Annotated in this window: 22 protein-coding genes; 11 read left to right on the top strand and 11 right to left on the bottom strand. The window is 75.0% G+C overall.

Annotated features, from left to right (window positions below; translation table 11 throughout):
• The coding region (locus tag F8274_RS13720; protein WP_151462689.1) for a hypothetical protein at nt 1-3,085 on the bottom strand (3,085 nt) is incomplete at its 3' end.
• Nucleotides 3,082-4,323 (bottom strand): MFS transporter, encoded by a 1,242-nt coding sequence (locus F8274_RS13715; RefSeq protein ID WP_225853776.1) that lies wholly within the window; start codon nt 4,321-4,323, stop codon nt 3,082-3,084. The genes F8274_RS13720 and F8274_RS13715, both read right to left, overlap by 4 nt.
• A gap of 179 nt (nt 4,324-4,502) precedes the next feature.
• Here F8274_RS13715 and F8274_RS13710 point away from each other — a divergent pair, with 179 nt between their 5' ends.
• The 6 genes from F8274_RS13710 to F8274_RS13685 all read left to right on the top strand — a co-directional run bounded on the left by F8274_RS13710 (nt 4,503) and on the right by F8274_RS13685 (nt 10,077).
• A complete protein-coding gene (locus F8274_RS13710) occupies nt 4,503-7,295 on the top strand; it encodes a LuxR C-terminal-related transcriptional regulator (RefSeq protein WP_151462687.1) in 2,793 nt (930 codons plus the stop codon).
• Between the two features lie 80 nt (nt 7,296-7,375).
• Entirely contained in the window at nt 7,376-7,837 is a 462-nt protein-coding gene (locus tag F8274_RS13705; RefSeq protein WP_151462686.1) for an SRPBCC family protein, read from the top strand.
• Nucleotides 7,834-8,184: a metalloregulator ArsR/SmtB family transcription factor gene (locus F8274_RS13700; protein ID WP_151462685.1), complete on the top strand. Its 351-nt coding sequence runs from the start codon at nt 7,834-7,836 to the stop codon at nt 8,182-8,184. The genes F8274_RS13705 and F8274_RS13700 overlap by 4 nt, the downstream gene beginning before the upstream one ends.
• Before the next feature lie 21 nt (nt 8,185-8,205).
• Nucleotides 8,206-8,649 (top strand): SRPBCC domain-containing protein, encoded by a 444-nt coding sequence (locus F8274_RS13695; RefSeq protein ID WP_151462684.1) that lies wholly within the window; start codon nt 8,206-8,208, stop codon nt 8,647-8,649.
• A gap of 130 nt (nt 8,650-8,779) precedes the next feature.
• A complete protein-coding gene (locus F8274_RS13690) occupies nt 8,780-9,370 on the top strand; it encodes an NADPH-dependent FMN reductase (RefSeq protein WP_151462683.1) in 591 nt (196 codons plus the stop codon).
• Nucleotides 9,371-9,465: 95 nt separating this feature from the next.
• Nucleotides 9,466-10,077, top strand: coding sequence for a dihydrofolate reductase family protein (locus F8274_RS13685; protein ID WP_151462682.1), 612 nt, complete (start codon nt 9,466-9,468; stop codon nt 10,075-10,077).
• Nucleotides 10,078-10,099: 22 nt separating this feature from the next.
• On the opposite strand, the gene F8274_RS13680 is transcribed toward F8274_RS13685, so the two are convergent.
• Nucleotides 10,100-10,561, bottom strand: coding sequence for a VOC family protein (locus tag F8274_RS13680; RefSeq protein WP_151462681.1), 462 nt, complete (start codon nt 10,559-10,561; stop codon nt 10,100-10,102).
• A gap of 99 nt (nt 10,562-10,660) precedes the next feature.
• Here F8274_RS13680 and F8274_RS13675 point away from each other — a divergent pair, with 99 nt between their 5' ends.
• The gene (locus tag F8274_RS13675) at nt 10,661-11,659 is read left to right on the top strand and encodes a YafY family protein (protein WP_151462680.1); all 999 of its coding nucleotides are present in this window, start codon (nt 10,661-10,663) and stop codon (nt 11,657-11,659) included.
• 24 nt (nt 11,660-11,683) lie between these two features.
• On the opposite strand, the gene F8274_RS13670 is transcribed toward F8274_RS13675, so the two are convergent.
• Nucleotides 11,684-13,933: a hypothetical protein gene (locus F8274_RS13670; protein ID WP_151462679.1), complete on the bottom strand. Its 2,250-nt coding sequence runs from the start codon at nt 13,931-13,933 to the stop codon at nt 11,684-11,686.
• A gap of 193 nt (nt 13,934-14,126) precedes the next feature.
• Here F8274_RS13670 and F8274_RS13665 point away from each other — a divergent pair, with 193 nt between their 5' ends.
• Nucleotides 14,127-14,744, top strand: coding sequence for a VOC family protein (locus F8274_RS13665; RefSeq protein ID WP_151462678.1), 618 nt, complete (start codon nt 14,127-14,129; stop codon nt 14,742-14,744).
• Between the two features lie 10 nt (nt 14,745-14,754).
• Here F8274_RS13665 and F8274_RS13660 read toward each other — a convergent pair whose 3' ends face one another.
• Nucleotides 14,755-16,329, bottom strand: a complete 1,575-nt coding sequence (locus F8274_RS13660; protein ID WP_151462677.1) for an FMN-binding glutamate synthase family protein — start codon at nt 16,327-16,329, stop codon at nt 14,755-14,757.
• A gap of 170 nt (nt 16,330-16,499) precedes the next feature.
• Here F8274_RS13660 and F8274_RS31230 point away from each other — a divergent pair, with 170 nt between their 5' ends.
• Nucleotides 16,500-16,673, top strand: coding sequence for a hypothetical protein (locus tag F8274_RS31230; protein WP_192579820.1), 174 nt, complete (start codon nt 16,500-16,502; stop codon nt 16,671-16,673).
• Nucleotides 16,673-17,635, top strand: a complete 963-nt coding sequence (locus F8274_RS13655; RefSeq protein ID WP_151462676.1) for an N-acetylmuramoyl-L-alanine amidase — start codon at nt 16,673-16,675, stop codon at nt 17,633-17,635. The genes F8274_RS31230 and F8274_RS13655 overlap by 1 nt, the downstream gene beginning before the upstream one ends.
• Before the next feature lie 39 nt (nt 17,636-17,674).
• Here the strand turns inward: F8274_RS13655 and F8274_RS13650 are convergent, their stop codons facing one another.
• Entirely contained in the window at nt 17,675-18,124 is a 450-nt protein-coding gene (locus F8274_RS13650; RefSeq protein ID WP_151462675.1) for a VOC family protein, read from the bottom strand.
• Nucleotides 18,125-18,250: 126 nt separating this feature from the next.
• Here F8274_RS13650 and F8274_RS13645 point away from each other — a divergent pair, with 126 nt between their 5' ends.
• Nucleotides 18,251-19,117, top strand: coding sequence for a hypothetical protein (locus F8274_RS13645; RefSeq protein ID WP_151462674.1), 867 nt, complete (start codon nt 18,251-18,253; stop codon nt 19,115-19,117).
• On the opposite strand, the gene F8274_RS13640 is transcribed toward F8274_RS13645, so the two are convergent.
• From F8274_RS13640 to F8274_RS13620, 5 genes are read right to left on the bottom strand one after another with little or no spacing between them, the layout of a single operon-like run.
• Nucleotides 19,107-19,796 (bottom strand): hypothetical protein, encoded by a 690-nt coding sequence (locus tag F8274_RS13640; protein ID WP_151462673.1) that lies wholly within the window; start codon nt 19,794-19,796, stop codon nt 19,107-19,109. The two genes, F8274_RS13645 and F8274_RS13640, sit on opposite strands and share 11 nt — an antisense overlap.
• A 33-nt stretch (nt 19,797-19,829) precedes the next feature.
• Nucleotides 19,830-20,651 (bottom strand): hypothetical protein, encoded by an 822-nt coding sequence (locus F8274_RS13635; RefSeq protein ID WP_151462672.1) that lies wholly within the window; start codon nt 20,649-20,651, stop codon nt 19,830-19,832.
• Nucleotides 20,652-20,662: 11 nt separating this feature from the next.
• A complete protein-coding gene (locus tag F8274_RS13630) occupies nt 20,663-21,364 on the bottom strand; it encodes a WXG100 family type VII secretion target (RefSeq protein WP_151462671.1) in 702 nt (233 codons plus the stop codon).
• Nucleotides 21,361-21,687: a type VII secretion target gene (locus tag F8274_RS13625; RefSeq protein ID WP_151462670.1), complete on the bottom strand. Its 327-nt coding sequence runs from the start codon at nt 21,685-21,687 to the stop codon at nt 21,361-21,363. Before F8274_RS13625 ends, F8274_RS13630 begins: the two co-directional genes overlap by 4 nt.
• On the bottom strand, nt 21,684-22,127 hold the full coding sequence (locus F8274_RS13620) for a YbaB/EbfC family nucleoid-associated protein (RefSeq protein ID WP_225853775.1): 444 nt from the start codon (nt 22,125-22,127) through the stop codon (nt 21,684-21,686). The genes F8274_RS13625 and F8274_RS13620 overlap by 4 nt, the downstream gene beginning before the upstream one ends.
• Nucleotides 22,128-22,245: the final 118 nt, after the last annotated feature.

The following is a 22,245-nucleotide window of genomic DNA, read 5'->3' as shown; positions in this document are numbered from 1 at the left end:
GGCGGTCCGGCCGGCCGCCCTCCCGCCCGGCGGACAGCAGCAGGCCGACGCCGGCCAGGGCCGCTCCGGCGACGGCGGCGTACCCCGGGAGGTCGACGGGAATGCCCAGGTGGACCGTGATGCCGAGGATGCGCGACAGGCCCCAGGGCAGCAGCGCCATCTGGTCGTTCCACACCGTCAGCGCACGCTCCAGGCCGATCACCGCGACCAGACCGGCCAGCACGCCGAGCGGGACGCCCGCCGCGGTCAGGGTGAGCCCGACGGCGCGGCGCCGCCGCACGGCGTACCGGTCGCGGAGCACGACGGCGGTGGCCACGAACAGCCACCCGAACGCGGCGAACGCGACCGTGAGGTAGGCGGCGCGCAGGACCGGCGCCGTCCAGAACGCGAACCAGTAGCCGCCCGGCCCGCGCCCGGCGAGCGCCGCCAGGAGCAGCACGCTGCGCAGCAGCGCGACGCCGCCGACCACGGCCCACAGGTGGAACGGGTCCCGCCGGCCGACGGCGAGGCGGACGACGAGGGCGAACAGCGCCCACCCGCCGAGGCTGACCAGCAGGTGCGCGGGGGCCGCGAACCAGGTGAGCACGAGCCGGCTCGCCACCAGGACCACGGCCGGGACCAGCCACACGAGAACCCGGTCCGCCCGGGAGCGGGGCGCCGGCAGCGCGGCCACCCGCCACGGCCGGACCGCGCCCCGCAGCAGCCCGCGCGCGGCGGCGGAGCCGAACCCCCGACCGCGCAGGCCGAGCAGCACCACCACCAGGACGAGCGCGAGCAGGGCCCGGGCCGCCCAGGCCATGGCCGGGTCCCGGTCCGCTCGCTCCGCGCCGAGGTCGGCGGCCGTGAAGTGGTACGCGGGCAGGTCCAGGTCGCCGCCGTAGCGCTGCCGGTGCGCGTCCCGCGCCTCCCGGTACGCCCTTCCGGCCGCCCGCCAGCCGTCGTACGCGGCCGCGGAGCCGGTGTCCAGCCACTGCGCGTGCCGCAGCACCATGCCCCGGTAGGCGGCCAGCGCCTCGAACAGGTTCACCTGGTAGTCGAGCGTGCCGGTGAAGTGCTCGCGCAGCGCCGCGTCCCGCCAGGTCGCCGGGTCGGTGGCGGTCACCAGGTCCCGCATGCGCCGGGCCAGGGCGACCGCCCGCGCGCCCTCGTCGATCGCCTCCTCGACGCGGCCGCCGGTGACCGCGTAGATGCTGTCCAGCGCGGCGGAGTCGCCGGTCAGGATGTCCCACTCGAAGATCCACATCATGGGCGGCGGCTCCAGCCCGAGCGCCCGCACCGACCGGTCGGCGTACGGGCCGAGGTAGAGGCCGCTGGTGATCGCCGCGCGGGACAGCGCCATGGCCTGCCCGATCGCGGCGACGGTGTCCGGGTCGGCGGAGAACGTGCGGTACGCCCAGTCCGCCGTGACCTGCGCCGGATCGGTGTCCGGATCCCAGGCCAGCCGCGCCACGGCGTACGTGTTGAGGTCGTAGAGCTGCCAGAACCCGGTGCGCAGGTAGAGCGACATCGGTCCGGCGCGCAGCGGGCCGCCGTCCTGGGTCCAGTTCCAGACGCCCTCGACCCTCGGGTTGGCGGCGAGAAAGGCCCGCAGCGCCTGGCGGTGCAGCGGGCCGAGGTCGTTGGGCAGCGCGCCGAACCCCTCGAACTCGCGCCGGGCCTGGAACTCCACGATGCGGCGGTGCCCACCGGCCAGCAGGGTGGTGTTCAGCGGCAGGTGGCTGTAGAAGTCGCCGAGGGTGTACTTGGTGGACACGATCAGGTGCTCGTCGTCGATCCCGCCCAGCACCCGCGCGTACGACTCCGGGTTGGTGTGCAGGTCGCCGACGGCGCCCACGCCGACCGTCCAGGTCCGGAAGATGACCTCCCGGCCGGCCCTCCCCGCGGTGTCCAGCAGCGCGCGCAGCATCGCGCGCACCGACGCCTCCGTGGTGACGGCGAGCTTCGAGGCGTAGTCCCAGCCGTCCTGGGCGTACACCTCGCCGCCCTCGCCGACGCGGACCATCAGCCCGTCGACGAAGGGCATGCTCTCGAACAGTTCGGCCAGCCCGGCCTGGTAGACGGCCCAGAGCCGGGGATCGGCCACGTCGAGCCCGCCGACGGTCCGCGTCAGGTACGCCTCCAGCGGGGGCGACACGGCGAGCATGTCGGTGAGCAGGAAGACCTTCACGCCCATCTCCTCGGCGTACCCGAAGACCGGGCCGAACGCCGCGACCATGGCCCTCGCGCGGTCGACGTGGGTGTCGCCCGGCGGGTACACGGCGTGCCCGTCGCCGACCTTCGCGAAGGTGACGTACTCCAGGAAGCCCGGCACGACGACGGCGTTGTAGCCCTGTGCCACCGAGTGGTCGACGAACTGCCGGAACTGCGCGCCGATGCGGGCCACCGCCCCGGCGTCCACCCACGGCGCCCGCGGCAGGAGCGCCGGCCCGACCACGTCGGTGTTCAGGCGGTAGTCGTCGCCGGCGGCGAAGGCGGCCGGGTCCGGTTCGCGGCCCACCGAGCCGGCGTCGGTGAGCCGCAGGCCGAGCCGGGGCGTGACCAGCCGGCCCGCGTCGGCGGCGGGCAGCGCCTCGGCGCCGGAGCGGATCCGGTCGGCGAGCCGGTACAGCCCGGCCGCGGCGCCGGCCACGTCGGTCCCGTCGACGGCCAGTTCGGTCCCGCGGACGCCGAGCCGGTAGGACTCCGGCGCCCCGCTTGGCGCGGGGAGGACGGCCGCCCGCAGCCGGGTCACCGCCGACAGCTCCGGCGCGGTCGGGCTCGCCGGGGTCGTGGTGCCCGCCGGCGCCGGCGGGGCCGCGGTGACGGCCGGGCGGGGCAGGCCGCGCGCGGCGAGGGCGTCAGCGACCGCCGCCCCGGCCCTGCGGGTGCGCGGCTCGTCGGGCACGACCACGGACACCAGCGGCGGTGCCGGTGCGGCGTCCCGCCGCGGTGCGGCGGCCACGTCCTCGTGCGGCACGGCCGCGGGGGCGTGGCTCAGCCCGAGCGCGTCGTCGACGCCCCCGGCCACGCCCGCGCCGAGCAGCAGCAGGACGATCGCGGCGGCGAGGAGTGGGTACGGCCTCCGGGCCGGAGTGACGTGAATCACGCTCGCATCGTAGAGGTGCGCCTGCCGTTCCTCGTCCGTGCCGGCCGCCGGCCGAAGCGGGCGAGCCGCAGGACGGCGGCGGCGCCGGCGCCCAGCGCGATGGTGAGCACCGCGGAGATGAGCAGGGTGTGCCGGCCCCCGACCGCCGCCACGACCGGGCCGCCCAGCAGCGTGCCCAGCGCGGTCGCGGGAGTGGTCAGCGCGGTGCGGGCGGCGAGCACCCGGCTCAGGGCCGCCGGTGGGGTGTCCCGCTGGAACAGCGCCGTGGAGATGGCGGTGAACGGGCCGTAGACCAGGCCGCCGAGGGTGAGCCCCACCAGCCCGGGCACGACGGCGTCGGTGAGCCCGAGGGGGAGCAGGGCCGCGCCCCAGCCGACGATGATGCCGACCACGACCGGCCAGGGCCGGCGGTGCCGCAGTAGCGCCGCCCCGAGCGCGCCCACCGTCGCCCCGACGCCGAACACCGTCCAGTAGAGACCCAGCAGGCCCGGCGAGCCGTGCAACCCGTGGGCCACGTGGACCGGCAGGGCCACCTCGACCGGGCCGTAGAGGAAGAAGAACGCGCAGGTGACCGCGATCAGCCCGAGCAGGCGTGGCCGGTCCGCGATGGTGCGCCAGCCGCCCGCCGCCGGCTCGGCCGGCGCCACCTCGACGGCGGCGGCCCGCGGGGCCGGGACCGTCCAGCCGGCCACGGCCAGCACCGCGAAGCTCAGCGCGTCGACCCCGATCACCCAGCCCGGGCCGACCAGCGCGGTCAGCCCGCCGGCCAGGGCCGGGCCGACCACGAAGGCGGCCTGCGCGAACGTGGACAGCAACGCGTTGCCGGTCAGCCGGTCCTCCTCCTCCGGCAGCACCTCCGCGACGAGCGTGTACGCGCCGGCGTTCCCCCACGCGTGCAGCAGCGAGGACACCGCCAGCAACGCCACGTACGCCACCGGCTCCAGTAGGCCCGCCAACGCCAGGACCGCGACCGCGCCGAGCGCCACGGCCCGCACCGAGGCGTCCGCCGCCACCAGGTGCGCGGCGCGCATCCGACGGACCAGGCGGGCGAGCACGGCCGCGCCGATCGGGGCCGGCAGCGCGTACGCGGCCACCGCCAGACCGGTCCAGACACCGGCCTGGTCGGGCGGCGCGATCTGGACGGCGAGCCACGCCACCGCGACCATGCTCATGCCGTCGCCGAGGGAGGAGACCAGCATTCCGGGCAGGATCCGGCGCAGCACCGGCTGTCTCAGCAACCGGCCGACCGAGCCCGCCCACGACCGCACACCAGAGCCTGGGTTCATCTGCGCTGCTCCGTTCCCCGTCACCGTTCTGTCCGCGCCTCAGCCTCGCCCGCCGGTGCCGGGACCGGCATCGGTGCCGACCACGGAAACCACCACGGATCGACGGCACGGGGGTGGGTCAGAATGGGGCCGTGACGGCGACGGGGGAGGTCTCGGCCCGGGAGGCCGAGGTGCTGGCGCTGCTGGGGGAGCACCTCAGCAACGCCGAGATCGGGGCACGGCTGTTCATCTCGGTGCGCACCGTGGAGAGTCACGTCTCCTCCCTGCTGCGCAAGCTGGCGCTGCCGGACCGGCGGGCGCTCGCCCAGCGCGCGTCCGAGCTGGGTCGCGCCGGCCGCTCCCACCCGGCGCCGGTCCTGCCGGCGCCGCTGACCTCGTTCGTCGGCCGGGCCCGCGAGCGGGCCGAGCTGGCCGGGCTCGTCAGGACCCACCGGCAGGTGACCGCGGTCGGCCCCGGCGGCGTGGGCAAGACCCGGCTCGCGTTGACGCTGGCCGCCGAGGCGGCCGGCGAGTACGCCGACGGGGTCTGGTTCGTCGACCTGGTCCCGGTCACCGACCCGGGCGCCTCCGTGGTGGCGGCCGCGGTCGCCGCCGCGCTCGGCCTCGGCGAGCAGCCCGGCACCGCCCTCGACGAGTCGGTGGTCGCCGCTCTGGCCGACCGGCACGCCCTGCTGGTGCTGGACAACTGCGAGCAGGTACGGGACGGGGTGGCGCCGTTCGTCGAGCGGCTGCTCGCGGCCTGCCCCCGGGTGACGGTGCTGGCGACCAGCCGGGCCCGGCTCATGGTGCCGTTCGAGCGGGTGTACCCGGTGCCGCCGCTGTCCCTGGCCGGTGACGGCGAGTCGGACGCCGTCGCGCTGTTCGTGGAGCGGGCGGCGGCGGTCGGCCGGCCGCCGGATCCCGCCCTGCGCGACCACGTCGCCTCGGTCTGCGCGCGGCTCGACGGGGTGGCGCTGGCCATCGAGCTGGCCGCCGCCCGCTGGTCCACGCTCGGGCTCGACGGGCTCACGGCCGGCCTGTCCGACCAGCTCCGGATGCTCGCCGGCGGCTCCCGCGCCGACGACCGGCACCGCTCGGTGCGGGCGGCGCTGGACTGGAGCCACGCCCTGCTGGAGCCGGCCGACCGGGCGCTGCTGCGCCGGGTGTCGGTGTTCGTGGCGCCGTTCACCGTCGCCGCGGCGGCGGAGGTCGCCGGGTCCGGGGCGGGCGTGGTCGCCGACGGGCTGGCCCGGCTCGCCGAGCAGAGCCTGCTCGTGGTGACGGCGTCCCTCGACGGCACCGAGTACCGGGCGCTGGAGACCATCCGCCAGTACGGGACGGAGCGGCTGGCCGAGGCCGGCGAGCTGGACGACGCGCGCACCCGGCACCTGCGCTGGTGCCTGGCCGAGGCCGCCGGGCTGGCGGTCATCCGCGCGGACTGGCGGGCGCGCTTCGACGCGGTGGCGGACGATCTCCGTGCCGCCCTGGCGTGGGCGGCCGACCGGCCCGGGCAGCGCGCCGACGCGTACCGCCTCGCCCGGCACCTGGCGGAGCTGACCTTCACCCGCAACCTGGTCGGCGAGTCCCAGCTGCGCTTCGAGCAGGCCGCGGCGTTGGCGGACGACCCGGCGGACACCGCGTCGATGCTGCGGGAGGCCGCGGCCGTGGCCGGCTGCCGGATGCGCGGGGACGACATGTACCGCTTCCACCGCGCTGCCGCGGACGCCGCCCGCCGGTCGGGGGACACCGCCGGCGCCGCCGCCGACCTGGCGACCGCCGCCACCAACGCGTACCGGTTCTGGAGCAAGTTCGCCCGACTCACGCCGGAGGCGGAGGCGGTCGCGCTCATCGACGAGGCGCGGGAGCTGGCCGGCGCCGACCCGGCCGCCCGGGCCGCGCTGGCGCTGGCCGAGGCCGGGGTGCTCACCGACGCGTTCGGCGCCGCGCAGGGGCCACCCGAGAACGCCGTGCCGGAGACCGTCGCCCGCGCCGAGCGGGCGGTGGAGCTGGCGCACCGCACGGGCGACCCGCTCGCCGAGTCCGCCGCGCTGGACGCGCTCACCGGCGCGCGGAGCTGGGCTGGTGACGCGTTCGCCGCCGCGGCCACGGCGCGGCGCCGGATCACGTTGCTCTCGTCCGCGCCGGGCACCCCGGCCGGCACCCACGAGCTGATCGACGCGCTCGGCATGGCCACCGAGGCCGGCCTCGGCGCCGGGGACCTGCCGGGCGCCCGCCGGTGGGCCCGGCAGCTCGCGGATCATCCGTTGCTCGCCGAGGTCGGCCACCGTGCCACGAGCTGGCTGCTGGTGGCCGACGCGTTCGCCGGCAACGTCGACGAGGTCCTGACCGGCAGCGCCCGGTTCCTGGAGGCGTGGCAGCGGGCCGGCAGCCCCGCCCGGTCGGTCCTCGGCCCGGCCGTGGCCGGTGTGGCGATGATCCACGGCCTGCGCGACGACCACGACGCCCGGCGCGAGTGGGACGCGGTCCTGCGACGGCTGGGCACCCCGCCGGAGCACGTCTACGGCTACGGCGCGGTCTTCGACGCCATGCTCCTGCTCCATCAGGGGCGGGCCGGGGAGGCGTGGGAACGGCTGGTCCCCGAGCCCGGCGACGTCTGGAAGTGGGTCACCTGGATCTGGCTGCACTGGTACGTGGCGCTGCGTGCCGAGGCGAGCGTGCTCGCCGGGAACCCCGACGCCGGCGAGCGGCTGGCCGAGGCGCGGACGGTCGTGGCCGGCAACCCGGTCGCCGCGGCCCTCGTGGAGCGGGCCGCCGCGCTGTTCGACGACGACCGGGAACGGCTGCTCGCCACGGCCGCCGCGTTCGACGCGAGCGGTTGCCGCTACCAGTCGGCCCGGACCCTGGTGCTCGCCGGCGGTGACCACGCCGCCCGGGGCGCGGCCGCGCTCGCCCGCCTCGGCCTGGCCCCCATGGCCGCTCGCTGACCTCGAAGCGCAACCAGTGGTTGCGTAAGGCCGGCCTTCCGGGTAGCGTCATGCGCAACCAAACGTTGCAGGAGGGTGTCATGGAGTTCGGGACCATCGAGCGCGAGATCTACGTCGAGGCGTCGCCCGAGATCGTCTTCGAGGTGGTGAGCAGCCCCGACCACCTCAGCCAGTGGTGGCCGGACGACGCCCGGTACGACCCGACACCCGGGTCGACGGGAGAGATCGTCTTCGGCGACCGCGACGCCGGCGGGACGGCCGTGCCGTTCACCGTCGTCGACGCGCGACCGCCGCGGACGTTCTCGTTCCGGTGGACGCACCCGGCCGGCGAGATGGCGGCGGAGGGCAACTCGCTGCTGGTCACCTTCGACCTGACCCCGTCGGGCCGCGGGACGCTGCTCAGGATGACCGAGACCGGCTTCCGCGAGCTGGGCTGGGAGCTGGCCGTGCTGGAGCAGCAGTACCGGGAGCACGTCACGGGCTGGGACTTCTTCCTGCCGCGGCTGGCGCCGTACGCCGCGACGCTGCGGGTGCGGGCATGAGCACCGGGGTCCTGGAACAGGTCGACGACGAGCTCTGGTCCGCCATCGGCGACCCGACCCGGCGCCGGATGCTCGACCTGCTGCTCGTCGAGGGTGACGGCACCGCGACCACGCTCAGCCAGCAGATGCCGGTCACCCGGCAGGCGGTGGCCAAGCACCTCGGCGTCCTGGACCGGGTCGGCCTGGTCCGAGGGACGCCGGCCGGCCGCGAGAAGCGCTACCGGGTGGACGACGCGCAGCTCGCCCGCGCGGTGGCCCAGCTGTCGTCGGTGGGGTCGGCGTGGGACGCCCGGCTGCGGCGGATCAAGCGGATCGCCGAGACGATCCAGCGCACCCGGACGGACTGACAAGAGGAAAAGGGAGTCGAGATGGTGGACATTCTGCACCGGGTGGGGGTCAAGACCCCGACCCCGGACAAGGTGTACGACGCGCTGACGACCGTGGAGGGCCTCGCCGGCTGGTGGACCGACGACACGAAGGGCAGTGGCGAGGTCGGCGGCGTCCTGGAGTTCCGGTTCCTGCCCGGCGGCTTCGACATGGAGGTCGTCGAGCTACGGCCCGCCGAGCGCGTGGCCTGGCGGGTGGTCGACGGTCCCGAGGAGTGGATCGGGACCACGGTCGACTGGGACCTCCGCCAGGACGGCGACTACACGATCGTGCTGTTCGCGCACCGGGGCTGGCGGGAGCCCGTGGAGTTCATGCACCACTGCAGCACCAAGTGGGGCTCGTACCTGATGAGCCTGAAGTCGCTGGTGGAGACCGGTGCGGGCGCTCCGTCGCCGCGGGACACGCAGATCAGCGACTGGCACTGAGGCGGGTGGCGGCCTCCCCGTGACCGACCAGGGGCGACCGTGCCGTCGGTGACGCCGTTCGAAACCAGGCCAACCGGGTACACGCCCGCCGCGCCCGCTGTCGCCGGGCGGACGGACGGAAGGAACGGCCATGACCAGGATCGGCATCATCATCGGCAGCACGCGTCCCGGGCGGAACGGGGAGACCGTGGCCCGGTGGGTCCACGAGATCGCCGCCCAGCGCGACGACGCCCACTACGAGCTCGTCGACATCAAGGACTTCAACCTGCCCCACCTCGACGAGATGGCGCCCCCGTCGCTCGGCCAGTACACCCAGCCGCACACCCTGCGGTGGGCCGAGAAGATCGCCTCGTACGACGGCTACGTCTTCGTCACGCCGGAGTACAACCACTCCACCTCCGGCGCCCTGAAGAACGCGATCGACTTCCTCTACGCCGAGTGGAACAACAAGGCGGCCGGGTTCGTCAGCTACGGCAGCGTCGGCGGCACCCGGGCCGTGGAGCATCTCCGCCTGGTGGTCGCCGAGCTGCAGATGGCGGACGTGCGGGCCCAGGTCGCGCTCTCCCTCTTCACCGATTTCGAGAACTTCAGCGTCTTCAAGCCCAGTGAGCACCAGGTCGGCGCGGTGAACATGATGCTCGACCAGTTGGTGGCCTGGAGCGGCGCCCTGGCGACCCTGCGGTCGGGCACGACGATGGCCACCCCGCAGTCCCACGCGTAGCGGCCGGACCGGTTCCACCGGCCCGACCGATGAGTCCCGGCCGGTGCCGGAGTCTGCCGAGGGACGGATCACGGAGCGAAAGGGGAGAGCGTCCCATGGGCAAGCTGGTCGTGACGGAGTTCGTGACGCTGGACGGGGTCGCGCAGGCGCCGGGGCAGCCGGAGGAGGACCGCGCCGGCGGCTTCACCCACGGCGGGTGGCAGGCGCCGCTGGTGGACCACGAAACCGGCGAGGCCATGTTCGCGCAGGCCAGGGGCATGGACGCGCTGCTGCTGGGCCGCCGGACCTACGACATCTTCGCCGGCTACTGGCCGACGGCGCCCGCGGAGATCCCGTTCACCGGGCTGCTCAACCGGGTGCCCAAGTACGTGGCGAGCCGCACGCTGCAGGAGCCGCTGGGCTGGGAGGGCTCGACGCTGCTCGGCGGCGACCTCGCCGAGAACGTCGCCGAGCTGACGGACCGCCACGACGCGCTCCACGTGATCGGCAGCCTCGACCTCGTGCAGTCGTTGCTGCGCCTGCGCGTCGTGGACCGGCTGCACCTGTGGCTCTACCCGCTGACGCTGGGCGCCGGCAAGCGGCTGTTCGCCGACGGCACCATGCCGGCGGCGTTCCGGCTCACCGAGTCGGTCGGCCATCCCAACGGCACGCTGCAACTGACGTACGAGGCCGCGGGACGGCCGACCTACGGCAACCTCGCCACCTAGGGCACCCGGCCGAGGGCGGCGGTCAGTCCAGGCAGAACTCGTTGCCCTCGGGGTCGGTCAGCACGATGTGTCCGGCGCCCAGCGGGGGTTCGGGCTCGTAGCGGCGCACCCGCTTCGCGCCCAGCGCGACGAGCCGGTCGCACTCGGCCTCCAGCGCCGCCATCCGCTCCTCGCCCTGCAGCCCGGGAGCGGCACGGACGTCGAGGTGGACGCGGTTCTTGGCGACCTTGTCCTCCGGCACCTGCTGGAAGAACAGCCGCGGCCCGTGCCCGTCCGGGTCCTCGATTGCCGACCGCGTGTTGCGCTGCTCCTCCGGCACGCCGACCCGGGCCAGGAAGTCGTCCCACGCGGCGAGGGGGTCGGCGCCCTCGGGCAGGTCGACTCCGGGCGGGCCGGGGTGGACGTAGCCCAGCGCGTCGCGCCAGAAGGACGACAGCGCCCGCGGGTCGTGGGCGTCGAAGGTGACCTGGAAGTGGCGGCTCATCGGGTTGCTCCGTTCGTCGCGGTCGGCCGGTGCCGATGTCGCCTACTCTGACACCCCTGGCGGACAGGATCGGTCCGCTATCTCGGACAGGATGGCGGTATGGGCGTGGCGGGCGGCGACGAGCGGGGCACGACGGAGCGGGTGCTCACCCTGCTCGGGCTGCTCCAGCAGCGCCAGGTCTGGACCGGCCCCGAGCTCGCCGACCGGCTCGGGGTCACGTCGCGGACGATCCGGCGGGACGTCGAGCGGCTGCGCACGCTCGGCTATCCGGTGTACGCCGGCCAGGGCGTCGGCGGCGGCTACCGGCTCGGCCCCGGGCGGGCCCTGCCGCCGCTGCTCCTCGACGACGAGGAGGCGATCGCCACCGCCGTCTCGCTGCTCGCCGGCGCCGGCGGCGCGGTCGCCGGGGCGGCCGACGCCGCACTCCGGGCGCTGGCCAAGCTCGACCGGGTGCTGCCCACCCGCCTGCGGCACGACGTGCGTGCGCTCGCCGGCTCGGTGGAGTCCTTCGGCGGGGGCCGCCCACCGGCCGACCCCGAGGCGCTCATGACGCTGGCCAGAGCCTGCCGGGACGAGGTCGAGGCCGGCTTCGACTACCCGTCCGGGAGCGAGGTGCGACGGCGGCGGGTCGAGCCCTACCGCCTGGTCGCCTCCGACCGGCGCTGGTACCTCCTCGCCTACGACCTCGACCGCGGCGACTGGCGCAGCTTCCGGATCGACCGGATGACCGACGTGTCCGCCCGGACCTGGCGCTTCCGCCCGCGTACGGCGCCCGACGCGGCGACACACGTGCAGGAGGGGGTGGCGAGCCGGGCCTACCCGCACCGGGCGCGCTTCCTCGTGCACGCGCCGGCCGACACGGTACGCGCGCAGATCCCGGCGTCGGCGGCCGTGGTGCGGGAGCGCGACGGCGGGCGCTGCGAGGTGCTCAGCGGCGCCGGCAGCCTCGACTTCGTGCTCATGCACGTGCTGCTGCTGCGCCACGGCTTCGAGGTGCTCGACCCTCCGGAGCTGCGGGGGCGCTGTCGCGCCCTGGCGGAGCGGCTGCTGGCGGCCGGTGCGGCGACCGCGCCGGCGCCCGGCCCGGCGGCGCCGTGAACCGGTACGCCGACCCGGCGCTGGTCAACCGGGCTGCGGGCCGGCGCCGGTGGCCCGCAGCCGGTCGGCCAGTTCGCGGACGGCCTCGTTGTGCCGCGGATCCGACGCGCCGGGCAGGTGCCGGACGATCGGCGGCGGGACGGTGTCACTGGGTGGCGCGACCACGTCCCGGGGGTCGCGCAGCCGCCGGTCCACCGCCCCCGCGGGCCCGCCGACCGCCGGCGGGTCCCCGGGCCGGTGGGGGGAGAACACCCAGCCGCCGATGGAGTCGGTGTCCCGCCACAGGTTGATCCACCGCCAGCCGATCCGCCGGCCGATCTCGTCCAGCACGTCGGCGTGGACGTAGGCGGGGAACCAGTGGGCGTACAGCCGGGACAGCGGCGACCCGGACGTCAGCAGCGCCACCCGCGCGCAGACCTCCGGCGGCAGTTGCAGCACTGTCGCGGCGAGCAGGACCGAGCCGTGGCTGTGCCCGGCGAGCAGCACGGTCTGCCCCTGCCCGGTCAGGTAGCTGATCCGGCGGCTGAGTTCGGGGACCGCCCGCTCGGCGTAACAGGGCGGCGCGAACGGGTGCGCCGCCCGGGGCCAGAAGGTGCCCAGGTCCCACAGCACCCCGACGTAGCGGCGGAACTCGGGGGTGCGGTAGGCGAACAGGCCGCCCAGGACCAGCCCCAGGATCGCCGCGGCGATCACGTAGCTGCCCAGGCCGATCCCGAAGTTCACCAGGTCGGCCGGGATCGGCGCCCAGCGGTCGATGACGTCCCCGGGATACCACCGGGCCAGGCCCAGCGTGCTGGTGGCCAGCCCGAGCCCGGCGAGAGCGGCGTAGGTGAGGACCAGCGGGGTCACCTGCTCGGTGAAGCGGGCCTGCGCGATGACCTTTTCGGCCTGCCGCAGCCGCTCGGCGGCCTCGGCCGGCGCGTCGGGGTGGTCGCGGGCCACGATGCCCGCGGCGGCCCGCCGGCGGGCGGGCCGGGACGCCAGCGCCACGACGACGCCGGCCGCCGCGGCGACCGTCACGGCCAGGAAGAAACCGAAGATCGCCCACTTGTACGCGAGCGGCGGGCTGGTGGCCAGCCGCGCGGAGGTGGGCGCGCTGCGGTCCAGCAGGTCCGCCACCCGGTAGACCAGTTCGGCGGAGTACGCCACCGCCAGCCCGGCGGCGACGGCGTCGATGACCGGGGCGCCGAGCGCACGCAGGCGTGACCCGCCCGGCAGCCGGGGACGCGCCCACAGCGCGGCCGCCCCGAGGACGAGCAGGAGGACGGTCTGCGTGGCGAAGAGGAGGGTGACGATCTCCCCGTACCCGGGTAGGCCCGTCCCGGCGGCCCAGGGTCCGGGCTCGGCCGCCACGACGACCACGACGGCGCCGGTGAGCAGGCACGCCGTGGTCCGCAGGAGGCGCAGGTTCCGTTCGACGCCCGGGGCGGGCGTGGTGCGGTCCAGCAGCGGGTGGGCGCAGACCAGCACCACGCACGCGGCCAGCACCGCCGCGGTCAGCCCCAGCAGCACGGCGGTCACGACCGACGCCCGCCCCCCGGCCGAGCGCGCGACGAGCAGGACGGCGTCCAGCGTGGCGAAGGCCGCGGCGACGTGGATCGCCCGCAGCCGGGACACCAGCGGCGCGGCGTCCCACTGCCCGACCGCCGTGAGCTGGTGCTCGCCGGACACCGTGGCCGGGCCACGGAACGTCGAGTACGTCCATCCCGGCCGGCTGCTCAGCCGCCAGACCAGGGCCACCGCCGCGATCGGGAACAGGGCGAACACCGCCAGCCGCAGCCCGGCCGGCCGCCCGCCGAGCCAGGACAGCCAGTTCCGGGCGGTCAGGCACTGCGGCGAGCCCATGCACTTCCAGGCGATCAGGTCCAGCGTCACCCCGGCCACCGCGATCACGTACACCGAGGTGAGCGTCAGCGCGAGCAGCCGGCAGAGCGCCTTCACGGTCACGGCGGCCAGCCCGGCGCCGGGCGGGTGCATCCAGATCGCCATGTTGCCGAGCATGAACGGCAGCAGGAACACCAGGGACAGCGTGCGGACCGCCTTGCCGGAGGGAAGGTCCCGCCACAGGTACGCCTCCAGCAGCACACCGCCCGGCCCGGTCGTGTCCGGGTAGCCGGCCCGTGGCCGGTAGAAGCCGCCGCTGCGGTCACCGGCGACCTGCTGCACGTTCGGCCGGTCCAGCACCTGCTCGGCGCCCGCGCCCGAGACGCCGTGCACCCGCAACTCCACGACCTCGACCGGCCGTTCGTCCGCGCCCATCGGCGTGTCCGACATCGATCTCCCGTCGCAGCGACCCGAGCCGGGCGGCGACGCGCGCGCCCGGGGGTGCGGTCTACCCGTTCCGCGCCCGATCAAGGGCGGCGCGGACGAGGCGGCGGGATGCCGGGAAACCGGGCGGCCGGCAGGTGCGGGGGCAGTAACGTGGCGGGCGGAGGCCCTGCCGCCCGACCAGCCCAGGGAGGCCGCGATGAGCACGACGGACGCCCGGAGCGACGACCCGAGCGGCACCATGGACCTGAAGCTCGAGGTGGTCGTCCTCCCGGTGTCGGACGTCGATCGCGCGAAGGAGTTCTACGGGCGCCTCGGCTGGCGGCTCGACCGGACGCCGCCGGGCATCGTCCAGTTCACGCCGCCGGGCTCGGGGTGCTCGATCCAGTTCGGCCCGACCCTCACGGCCGCCGCCCCGGGATCGGCGAAGGGCTACCTCGTGGTGTCCGACATCGAGGCCGCCCGCAGCGAACTGGTCGCCGCCGGCGTCGACGTGAGCGGGGTCTTCCACGTGGGCCCGAGCGGCCCGGTCGGTGGCCGGGACCCGGAGCGCCGCAGCTACGTCTCCCGCGCCTCGTTCACCGATCCCGACGGCAATGACTGGCTGCTCCAGGAGATCACCACCCGGTTGCCCGGGCGGATGGCGGCGGACACGACCTCGTACACCTCCGCCACCGACCTGGCCGGCGCCCTGCGCCGCGCCGCCGCCGCGCACGGCGAGCACGAGAAGCGCATCGGCGCGACCGACGAGAACTGGCCCGACTGGTACGCGGCCTACCTGGTGCGCGAGCAGGCGGGCGAGGAACTACCCACCTGACCGCTCCTGATCAGCCCACGGCGGTCGGGGAGGGCGGCGCGCTGCCGCCCTGCGGCGCCTCGGCGGTCATCAGCCGGATGATCTCGGACCGGTCGGCGGCGGACGGCAGTCCCCAGCCCGGGCGGTACCCGTACACCTGGTCCAGCGGGGTGGAGGCGGTGCGGCCGTCGAGGATCTCGACGGCGGCCGTGTCGATCAGCCCGGGATGCTCGACGCCGCACGCCTCGGCGACCTTGACCAGGTCGCGCCGCAGCGTCCGGACGTAGTTGGCGGCCCGCACCGACTTGCGGGCCGGGTCGAGGCCCCGGGCGAGCCACGGGTTCTGGGTCGCCACACCGGTGGGGCAGGTGTCGGTGTGGCACCTCTGCGCCTGGATGCAGCCGATCGCCAGCATGGCCTCCCGGCCGACGTTCACCATGTCCGCGCCGAGCGCGAAGGCCACCACGGCGTTGTCCGGCAGCCCGAGCTTGCCGCCGCCGACGAAGACCACCTGCTCGTGCAGGTTCCGTTCGGCGAAGATCCGGTAGACCCGCGAGAAGCCCTGCTGGAACGGCAGCGACACCGAGTCGGTGAAGATCAGCGGCGCGGCGCCCGTGCCGCCCTCGCCGCCGTCGACGGTCACGAAGTCCACGCCGCGGCCGGTGTCGCGCATCAGCGTGGTCAGCTCCTCCCAGAAGCCCAGGTCGCCGACGGCGGACTTGATGCCGACCGGCAGGCCGGTCTCGGCGGCGAGCAGCTCCACCCAGTCCAGCAGGCTGTCGCAGTCGGAGAACTCGGCGTGCCGGGACGGGCTGACGCAGTCCCGGCCCGCGGGGATGCCCCGGGTGGCGGCGATCTCGGCGGAGACCTTCGCGGCCGGCAGCAGCCCGCCGAGGCTCGGCTTCGCGCCCTGGCTGAGCTTGATCTCCAGCGCCCGGACCGGTGCGCCGGCCGCCAGGTCCCGGAGCCGGGCCAGGTCGAACCGGCCGCGCTCGTCCCGGCAGCCGAAATACGCGGTGCCGATCTGGAAGACCAGGTCACCACCGTTGCGGTGGTACGGCGACAGCCCGCCCTCGCCGGTGTTCTGGAGGCAGCCGGCCAGCGCGGCGCCCCGGTTGAGCGCCTCGACGGCGTTGCCGGAGAGCGAGCCGAAGCTCATGCCGGAGATGTTGACCACCGACTCCGGGCGGAACGCGCGGGCCCGACCCCGGGCACCGCCGAGCACCTTCGCGCAGGGGAGGGTCACGTCGTGCGCGGCGCCGGGGGAGGACGGCGGCACCGCCCGCCCGAAGGTGCGGTGCTTGATGATCGGGTAGCCCGGGGTGTACTCGATGTCGTTGTCCGTGCCGAACCCGAAGTAGTTGTTCTCCTGCTTCGCCGACGCGTACACCCAGCGGCGCTGGTCGCGGGTGAACGGCCGCTCCTCGTTGTTGCCGGCCACGATGTACTGGCGCAGCTCGGGCCCGATCGACTCCAGCAGGTACCGGGCGCGGCCGAGGACGGGGAAGTTGCGCAGCAGCGCGTGGTCGCGCTGCAGCAGGTCGCGTGCGGCGAGGGCCGCGACGGCGGCGACGGCGGCGGGTACGGCTCTACGGGCCCAGCTCATGCCGCCACTCTTTCCGGGATCGCCGCCGGCCAAACGGGGAGCGTCCGAGCCCCGGCCGCCGTTGCCAATTTCCTTCAGTCAAACGAACGTTTATGAAGGGTATCGACATCGACGGTCATGACGGTATAGCGTCCGCGCCAACGTTCCCCGACGGTCGCTGAAGGAGTGCCATGCCCACGCCACGAACCGTCCGCCTGCGGCGCCGAGGACTGCTCGGCATCCCCGCCCTGGTGACCGCCGCGCTGGCCGTCGTCACCCGACCCGGCGCGGCGGCCGCCGCACCGACCGCCCGGTCCGCCGCGCCCAAGCCGGAGTGCCTGGCCGACCTGCTCGGGGAGTCCTGATGGCTACCATCCCCTGGCTCGTGGACGTGCTGCGGGGGGCCGGGGTGCAGGTCGTCGTCGAGGGCGACTGGCTCAACCGGATGCGCCCCGGGTCCTTCGACCCGATCGGGGTGCTGTGGCACCACACGGCATCCACCTCCAGCGCGACCAATCCCCACCCCGCGCTCAACATCTGCATCAACGGCCGGCCCGACCTGGCCGGCCCGCTCTGCCAGGCGCTCGTCGACTACCACGGCGTGTTCCACGTGATCTCGGCCGGGCGCTGCAACCACGCCGGCGCCAGCGGCGGCAGCGGACCGATCCCGGCCGGTGACGGCAACACCATGCTGATCGGCTGGGAGATCGACTACAACGGGGTCAACCAGGAGATGACCGCGGCCCAGTACGCCGCCTCCGTCGCCGCCACCGCGGCCGTCCTCACCCGGCTGGGCCGGGACGCCAGCTACGCGCGCGGACACCGGGAGACCAGCACCACCGGCAAGATCGACCCGTCCTTCATCGACCTGAATGTGATGCGCGCCGACGTCGCGGCGAAGATGGGCGGCTCCCCGGCGTGGTCCTCGATCGTGGACAACGCCACCGCCGGGCGCTTCACCGCGAGCGCGAGCTGGGGTGTCTCGTCCTTCTCGGGGCAGCGCTACGGCGCGGACTACCGCTACGCCGACCCGGTCGCCGCCAGCGACCCGGCCTGGTACCGGTTCAACGTCCCGGCCGCCGGCAACTACCGCGTGGACGCCTGGTGGCCGGCCAACGCCGGCTACAACAGCGCCGCGCCGTACATCATCGCCACCACGACCGGCAACCGGACCGTCTCGGTCGACCAGCGGGCGACCGGAGGCCAGTGGCGTACCCTCGGCACCTTCGCCCTGCCCGCGGGGGACGCCAACCGGGTGGCGGTGAGCCGGTGGACCACGGCCGCCGGCCTCGTCATCGCCGACGCCGTCCGGCTCACCCGGGTCTGACCGTCCACCGGGCCCCGGCCGGCAGCGGCCCGGCCGGGGTCAGCCCGGCACGGGCCGGCCCATCTCGGCCAGGATCCCGGTGCCCTGGCCCAGCTCGATCAGGTACCCGTCGGGGTCGCGCAGGTAGCACCGGATCTCCACGCCGTGGTCCTTCGGTTCGGTCAGGAACTCACCGCCCCGCGAACGCCACAGCTCGTAGACGGCCCGGACGTCGGTGACCCGGATGTTGAGAGCCCCGCTGAGCGTGTCCGAACCGGTCGGCGCCCGCGCCGTCACCGTCGGCTTGTCGTCGGTCGGGCCACCCTCGTCGTTGAGCACGAGGTAGCTGTTGTGCAGGCGGAGCACCGCGGGCCGCCGGTCCCGCACCACCGTGGCGCCCAGGACGTCGCGGTAGAACTCCCGCGAGCGGTCCACGTCCCGCACGATCAGCAGGTGGGTGACGACCAAGCCGTGTTCGGGCTGGAAGTAGTCCGGTGCCTCATCCGTCACGACGCCCCCTCCCTCGGCCCGCCGGTTACCCGGGCGCTCGCGGGCCACACCCGGCTCCGGGGTTCGCCGCGGTTCGCGGGCCGATGGTATGAATGCAGCGTGGCGTCGTCGCAGAACGTAGACCCGATGGGCAACGTCCGCACCCTGGTCGAGGACGCGCTGCCCGCTCGGCTGCCCGGCGCCCGCGTCGCGGCGGACCGCGACGAGATCGTCGTGGCCGTCCCCGGCGGCCGGGCCCGGGTGTCCCTGGCCCCGCTGCTGCGCAGCTGTCTCGACCAGCCCCGGCAGGCGTGGCCCGAGCTGGTGGCCGACTGGGTCACGGCGGTACGCCGGGAGCTGCCGGACCGTGTCTCCGCCGATCTCGGGCCGGTCGACGTCGAGCAGCTCCGGCTCCGCCTCACCCCGGCGGCCGCGACCACGGAGGCCGACAGCTACCTGGCCGTGCCGTTCGGCGACCACTTCACCGCGGTGGTGGTGGTGAACCGGCCCGAGCGGCTGGACCTGCTGACCCTCGCCCAGGCCGCGCGACTGGACCGCGAGCCCGCGGAGCTGGTGCGCGTCGCCGTGCGGCAGACCGTGGAGCGCGAACTGACCACCCTCGACGTGCGGGACCACGAGCTGCCCAGCGGCGGGTCCGTGCGCCTGCTCGCCGCCGACGGCAATCCCTTCGTGACGACCGCCCTCATGTCGGTCAAGCGGTTCCTGCCCGAGGGCGCCGACCACGGGGCGCTGGTCGCGGCGCCGCGGTACGGCGCGGTGCTGCTGCACCCGGTGGACCACCGGGTGCGCGAGGCCGCCGTGGCGGTGCACCGCCTGGCCGGCACCATGTTCACGGCCGCCGCCGACCCCTGCACCGACCAGGTCTTCTGGTGGCACGCCGGGGAGTTCCACCCGGTCCGGGTCGTGCCGGGGGAGCCCGGAGGGGTCGTGCAGGTGCGGATGCCCGAGTCCCTGGCGCCCGTCGTGGCGCGGCTGGACCGGCCTACGGGGTGAGCGCCGCGTCGAGCTTCCGGGCGGCCAGCGCCTGATCCCGTTGCGCGGTCAGGAATCGGAGCGCGGCGTCCCGCTCCCCGTCCTGCCAGGCCCGCAGCAGCCCCTCGTGGAACGCGGCCTGCTCCGCCAGCTGCCGCGCGCCCGTGCCGGAGGACCCGGCGGCCCGCTCCCGGCACAGCTCGGCGAGCTGCGTCGCCGGCTCGACGGGGGACGCCGTGCCGTTGACCACCCGCCAGCCGGGCACCTGGTGCCAGTGCGTGCGGCGACGGGGCGGATCCTGGGCGAAATCCCGCTCGGCCACGTCGGCGAGCCGTTCGGCCGGCCACTTGTCGATCTTCTCCAGGCCGGCGTCCAGCACGAACCGCCGCACCTGCTCCGCCGCCGCACCGGAGGACAGGTCGACCGTCGGCGGCCCGGAGCCGACCTCGTCCGTCCGGACGCCGTACGTCATGATCCAGCTGGTGAAGGGCGCCACGAGCGGCTGCACCCCGGCGGTCACCCAGCCCGCGGGCCGGGTGGGCGACCCGGACCAGCCGATCCACGACAGCGACCAGGCGACCGGCTCGCGCGCCAGCACCGTGTCGAGGCCGCCGCCCCGGACCGACCATTTCCCCGGCAGGTCGGGCCGCAGCTCGGCCAGGATCTGCCGCCACCGCCGCGCCGCGTCAACAGAGGACATACGCACCTTTCGCGGGTCGCCGGCCGGGCCCGGTCAGTCTACGCTCAGCGGGCGCTGCGTCGGCCGTAGCTCCTCCGGGTGCTCGGGCAGGTCCAGCACCCGCTTGACCTTGTTGGCCCAGCTCGGCTCGATGCCGGTCTTCAGGCCGGTCTTCAGGTCGTAGGCGTGCGCGACCTCCCAGTCCAGCTCGTCGGTCGCCGCGTCCTTGTACTGCCGCTCCAGGATGACGTCCGGCCGGAAGTCCTGGTCCTTGACCTTCGGCGTCTCGACGCCCTGGGCGTCGTACCCGACCTCGGTGCGCAGCCGGAAGCCCGTCTCCGGGTCGAGCATGGTGGTCGCCTCGGTGTCGATCGCGTTGGCGAGCTCACGGTGGGACTCGGTGCCCAGCGCGGTGCGCTCCACGATGAGGTCGGCCACGTCCTCGGGGTAGCCCTTCTCGATGAGCTTGTCCCGCTGCCGCTGGTAGCCCTCCTGCTGGAGGATCGAGTCCCGGTTCTGGTCGACGTGGTCCCACGCGTCGTCGACCATCTCCTGGAGCTGGCCGGCGATCTGCTGGCGCGCCTTGGCGATCTCCTCCAGCGTCTTCTCGTCGTGCTTGCCCAGCTCCGGGTCGTTCTGGGGGCGCTGCGCGTCGGCGTCCCCCTCGGCGGGCCTGCCGTCGGTCGACCTCGGGCCGCCGAGCCGCCCGCTCTCCGCCGCCTCGGTGACGGCCCGGTGGGTCTCGGCGACGCTGCTGGGCCGGCCGTGCGACCCGCCGCCCCGCTGCCGGGGCACACCGCCGTCGCCGACATCCCCGACATCCCCGCCGTCGCCGCCGTCACCGGTGCTGCCGTGCGGTCCCCTGGGCTTCGCCACGATCCCCCCGGTCAGCCGTTGACGAGCTTGGACAGGTTGGTGAGGCTGGTGACGAGCGCCGTGGTGTAGCTCAGGATCCGGCCCGCCCACTTGAGCACGGCGGCGGTGATCTGCGCGGCGATCACCGGGATGGTGACCACGAAGATCGCCTCGACGGCCCAGACGACGACGCGCGCCACGAGGTCCGCGATGAGGTCCCGGACGATGTCGCGGGTGAACGAGACGAGGTTCCCGGCGGCCTGGGTGGCGGCCGCCATCGCCGCGGACGCGCCACCCAGACCGGCGATCGCGTCCACGTTGTTCTTCATCAGCGACTGGTACGCCTCGGCGGCGTGCCCCCGCCAGTCGGGCAGGTCGCCGGCCAGGTGCGCCTGCAGGTCGGCCGCCATCCGCTGGAGGTGGCCGGCCATGTTGTCCCAGGTCGCCGCGTGCGACGCGACCACGTCGGGCATGCCGGTGAGCCAGTCGAGCATCTCCCGCAGCGGCTCGAAGTATTCCATCGCCCAGCCGATGCCGTTGGCCAGCAACGCGCTGAACGGATCCAGCACCGTCGCGGCGACGTCCAGCCCGAAGGCCGCACCGGCGAGCAGGTCGTCCACCCAGCCCTCGCTGCGGATGGCGTCCACCAGGCCCTCGACACCGTCGGCCAGCGACGACCCGGTCCACACCTCCCGCGTGGACCGGACATCCGCGACCAGCGACTCGTCGGTCATGCCCGCAACCGCCGGCTGATCGCCTCCATCGAGCTGGCCGCGTCACCGTCCACACCGTCGTAGCTGTCCGCGGTGCGGCGCAGGCCGTCGGCGACCAGCCTGAGGTTCTCGTCGACGTACGCGACCAGCTCGTCCTGGCGGGTGTGCCGGTCCTCCAGGATCGCGGAGATCCACCCGCACAGCAGCCCGTACGCCTGGTCGTCCCGCGCGATGTGCGCGCTCGCGCCGCGGACCGCGTCGAACCGGGCCCGCAACCCCTCGACGTACGCGGCGTGCGCGCGGATCTGCTCGGGGTCGGCGGCCCAGCCGGCCGGCCCGCTCATCGTTGCCAGCCGTGGCCGCCGTAGGAGCCCGGCTCACCCCCGCCGGGTTCCGGGTCGGGGCGCAGTTGCCGGCCCACCCGCTCGGCGATGGCGCGGGCGGCCGCCGACTCGGTGCCGACGGTCTCCGCGATGATCTCCTGCGACCGCTCGGCGAGCTGTCCCTTCGCCCGCCGGATCGCCTCCATGACCGCCTGGGCGACCACCTCGGGGGAGGCCCGCTGGATGTGCCGGCCCAGGCGCAGGTCCAGCAGCGCGCCCCCGGCGTCGACGGTCACCTCGGCCAGGCCGTGGTCGTCCCCGGCCGTGACCCGCAGCTCCTGGAGGCGGTCGCTCATCGCCTTCGTGTCCGCGGCGAGCTTGTCGATGCGGCCCTTCCAGGCCCGCATCTGATCCATGGCGCCGTCCGGGTCGAGCACGCCGCCGCTCAGAGCCCCGCTCACCATGCGCCTCCCCCGAGTAGGCCCGGATCCCGTGCCGACCGCTGATCCCCAGCACCTCGCAGGGCGGCGTCGATTGTAGAACACCCCTTCACGTCCGGGGTGCCACGTCGAGGACACA

It is taken from the genome of Micromonospora sp. AMSO31t (genome assembly GCF_008868175.1).
Classification (GTDB): domain Bacteria; phylum Actinomycetota; class Actinomycetes; order Mycobacteriales; family Micromonosporaceae; genus Micromonospora.
Note: the sequence above shows the minus strand (reverse complement) of the source record. Positions and strands in the feature narration are given on the sequence as shown.

Coding starts and splice junctions, on each gene's coding strand:
- F8274_RS13705 (WP_151462686.1), top strand. CDS start 7,376: ATGGAGTTCGGGACCATCGAGCGCGAGATCTACGTCGAGGCGTCGCCC.
- F8274_RS13700 (WP_151462685.1), top strand. CDS start 7,834: ATGAGCACCGGGGTCCTGGAACAGGTCGACGACGAGCTCTGGTCCGCC.
- F8274_RS13695 (WP_151462684.1), top strand. CDS start 8,206: ATGGTGGACATTCTGCACCGGGTGGGGGTCAAGACCCCGACCCCGGAC.
- F8274_RS13690 (WP_151462683.1), top strand. CDS start 8,780: ATGACCAGGATCGGCATCATCATCGGCAGCACGCGTCCCGGGCGGAAC.
- F8274_RS13685 (WP_151462682.1), top strand. CDS start 9,466: ATGGGCAAGCTGGTCGTGACGGAGTTCGTGACGCTGGACGGGGTCGCG.
- F8274_RS13680 (WP_151462681.1), bottom strand. CDS start 10,561: ATGAGCCGCCACTTCCAGGTCACCTTCGACGCCCACGACCCGCGGGCG.
- F8274_RS13675 (WP_151462680.1), top strand. CDS start 10,661: ATGGGCGTGGCGGGCGGCGACGAGCGGGGCACGACGGAGCGGGTGCTC.
- F8274_RS13670 (WP_151462679.1), bottom strand. CDS start 13,933: ATGTCGGACACGCCGATGGGCGCGGACGAACGGCCGGTCGAGGTCGTG.
- F8274_RS13665 (WP_151462678.1), top strand. CDS start 14,127: ATGAGCACGACGGACGCCCGGAGCGACGACCCGAGCGGCACCATGGAC.
- F8274_RS13660 (WP_151462677.1), bottom strand. CDS start 16,329: ATGAGCTGGGCCCGTAGAGCCGTACCCGCCGCCGTCGCCGCCGTCGCG.
- F8274_RS31230 (WP_192579820.1), top strand. CDS start 16,500: ATGCCCACGCCACGAACCGTCCGCCTGCGGCGCCGAGGACTGCTCGGC.
- F8274_RS13655 (WP_151462676.1), top strand. CDS start 16,673: ATGGCTACCATCCCCTGGCTCGTGGACGTGCTGCGGGGGGCCGGGGTG.
- F8274_RS13645 (WP_151462674.1), top strand. CDS start 18,251: ATGGGCAACGTCCGCACCCTGGTCGAGGACGCGCTGCCCGCTCGGCTG.
- F8274_RS13640 (WP_151462673.1), bottom strand. CDS start 19,796: ATGTCCTCTGTTGACGCGGCGCGGCGGTGGCGGCAGATCCTGGCCGAG.
- F8274_RS13630 (WP_151462671.1), bottom strand. CDS start 21,364: ATGACCGACGAGTCGCTGGTCGCGGATGTCCGGTCCACGCGGGAGGTG.
- F8274_RS13625 (WP_151462670.1), bottom strand. CDS start 21,687: ATGAGCGGGCCGGCCGGCTGGGCCGCCGACCCCGAGCAGATCCGCGCG.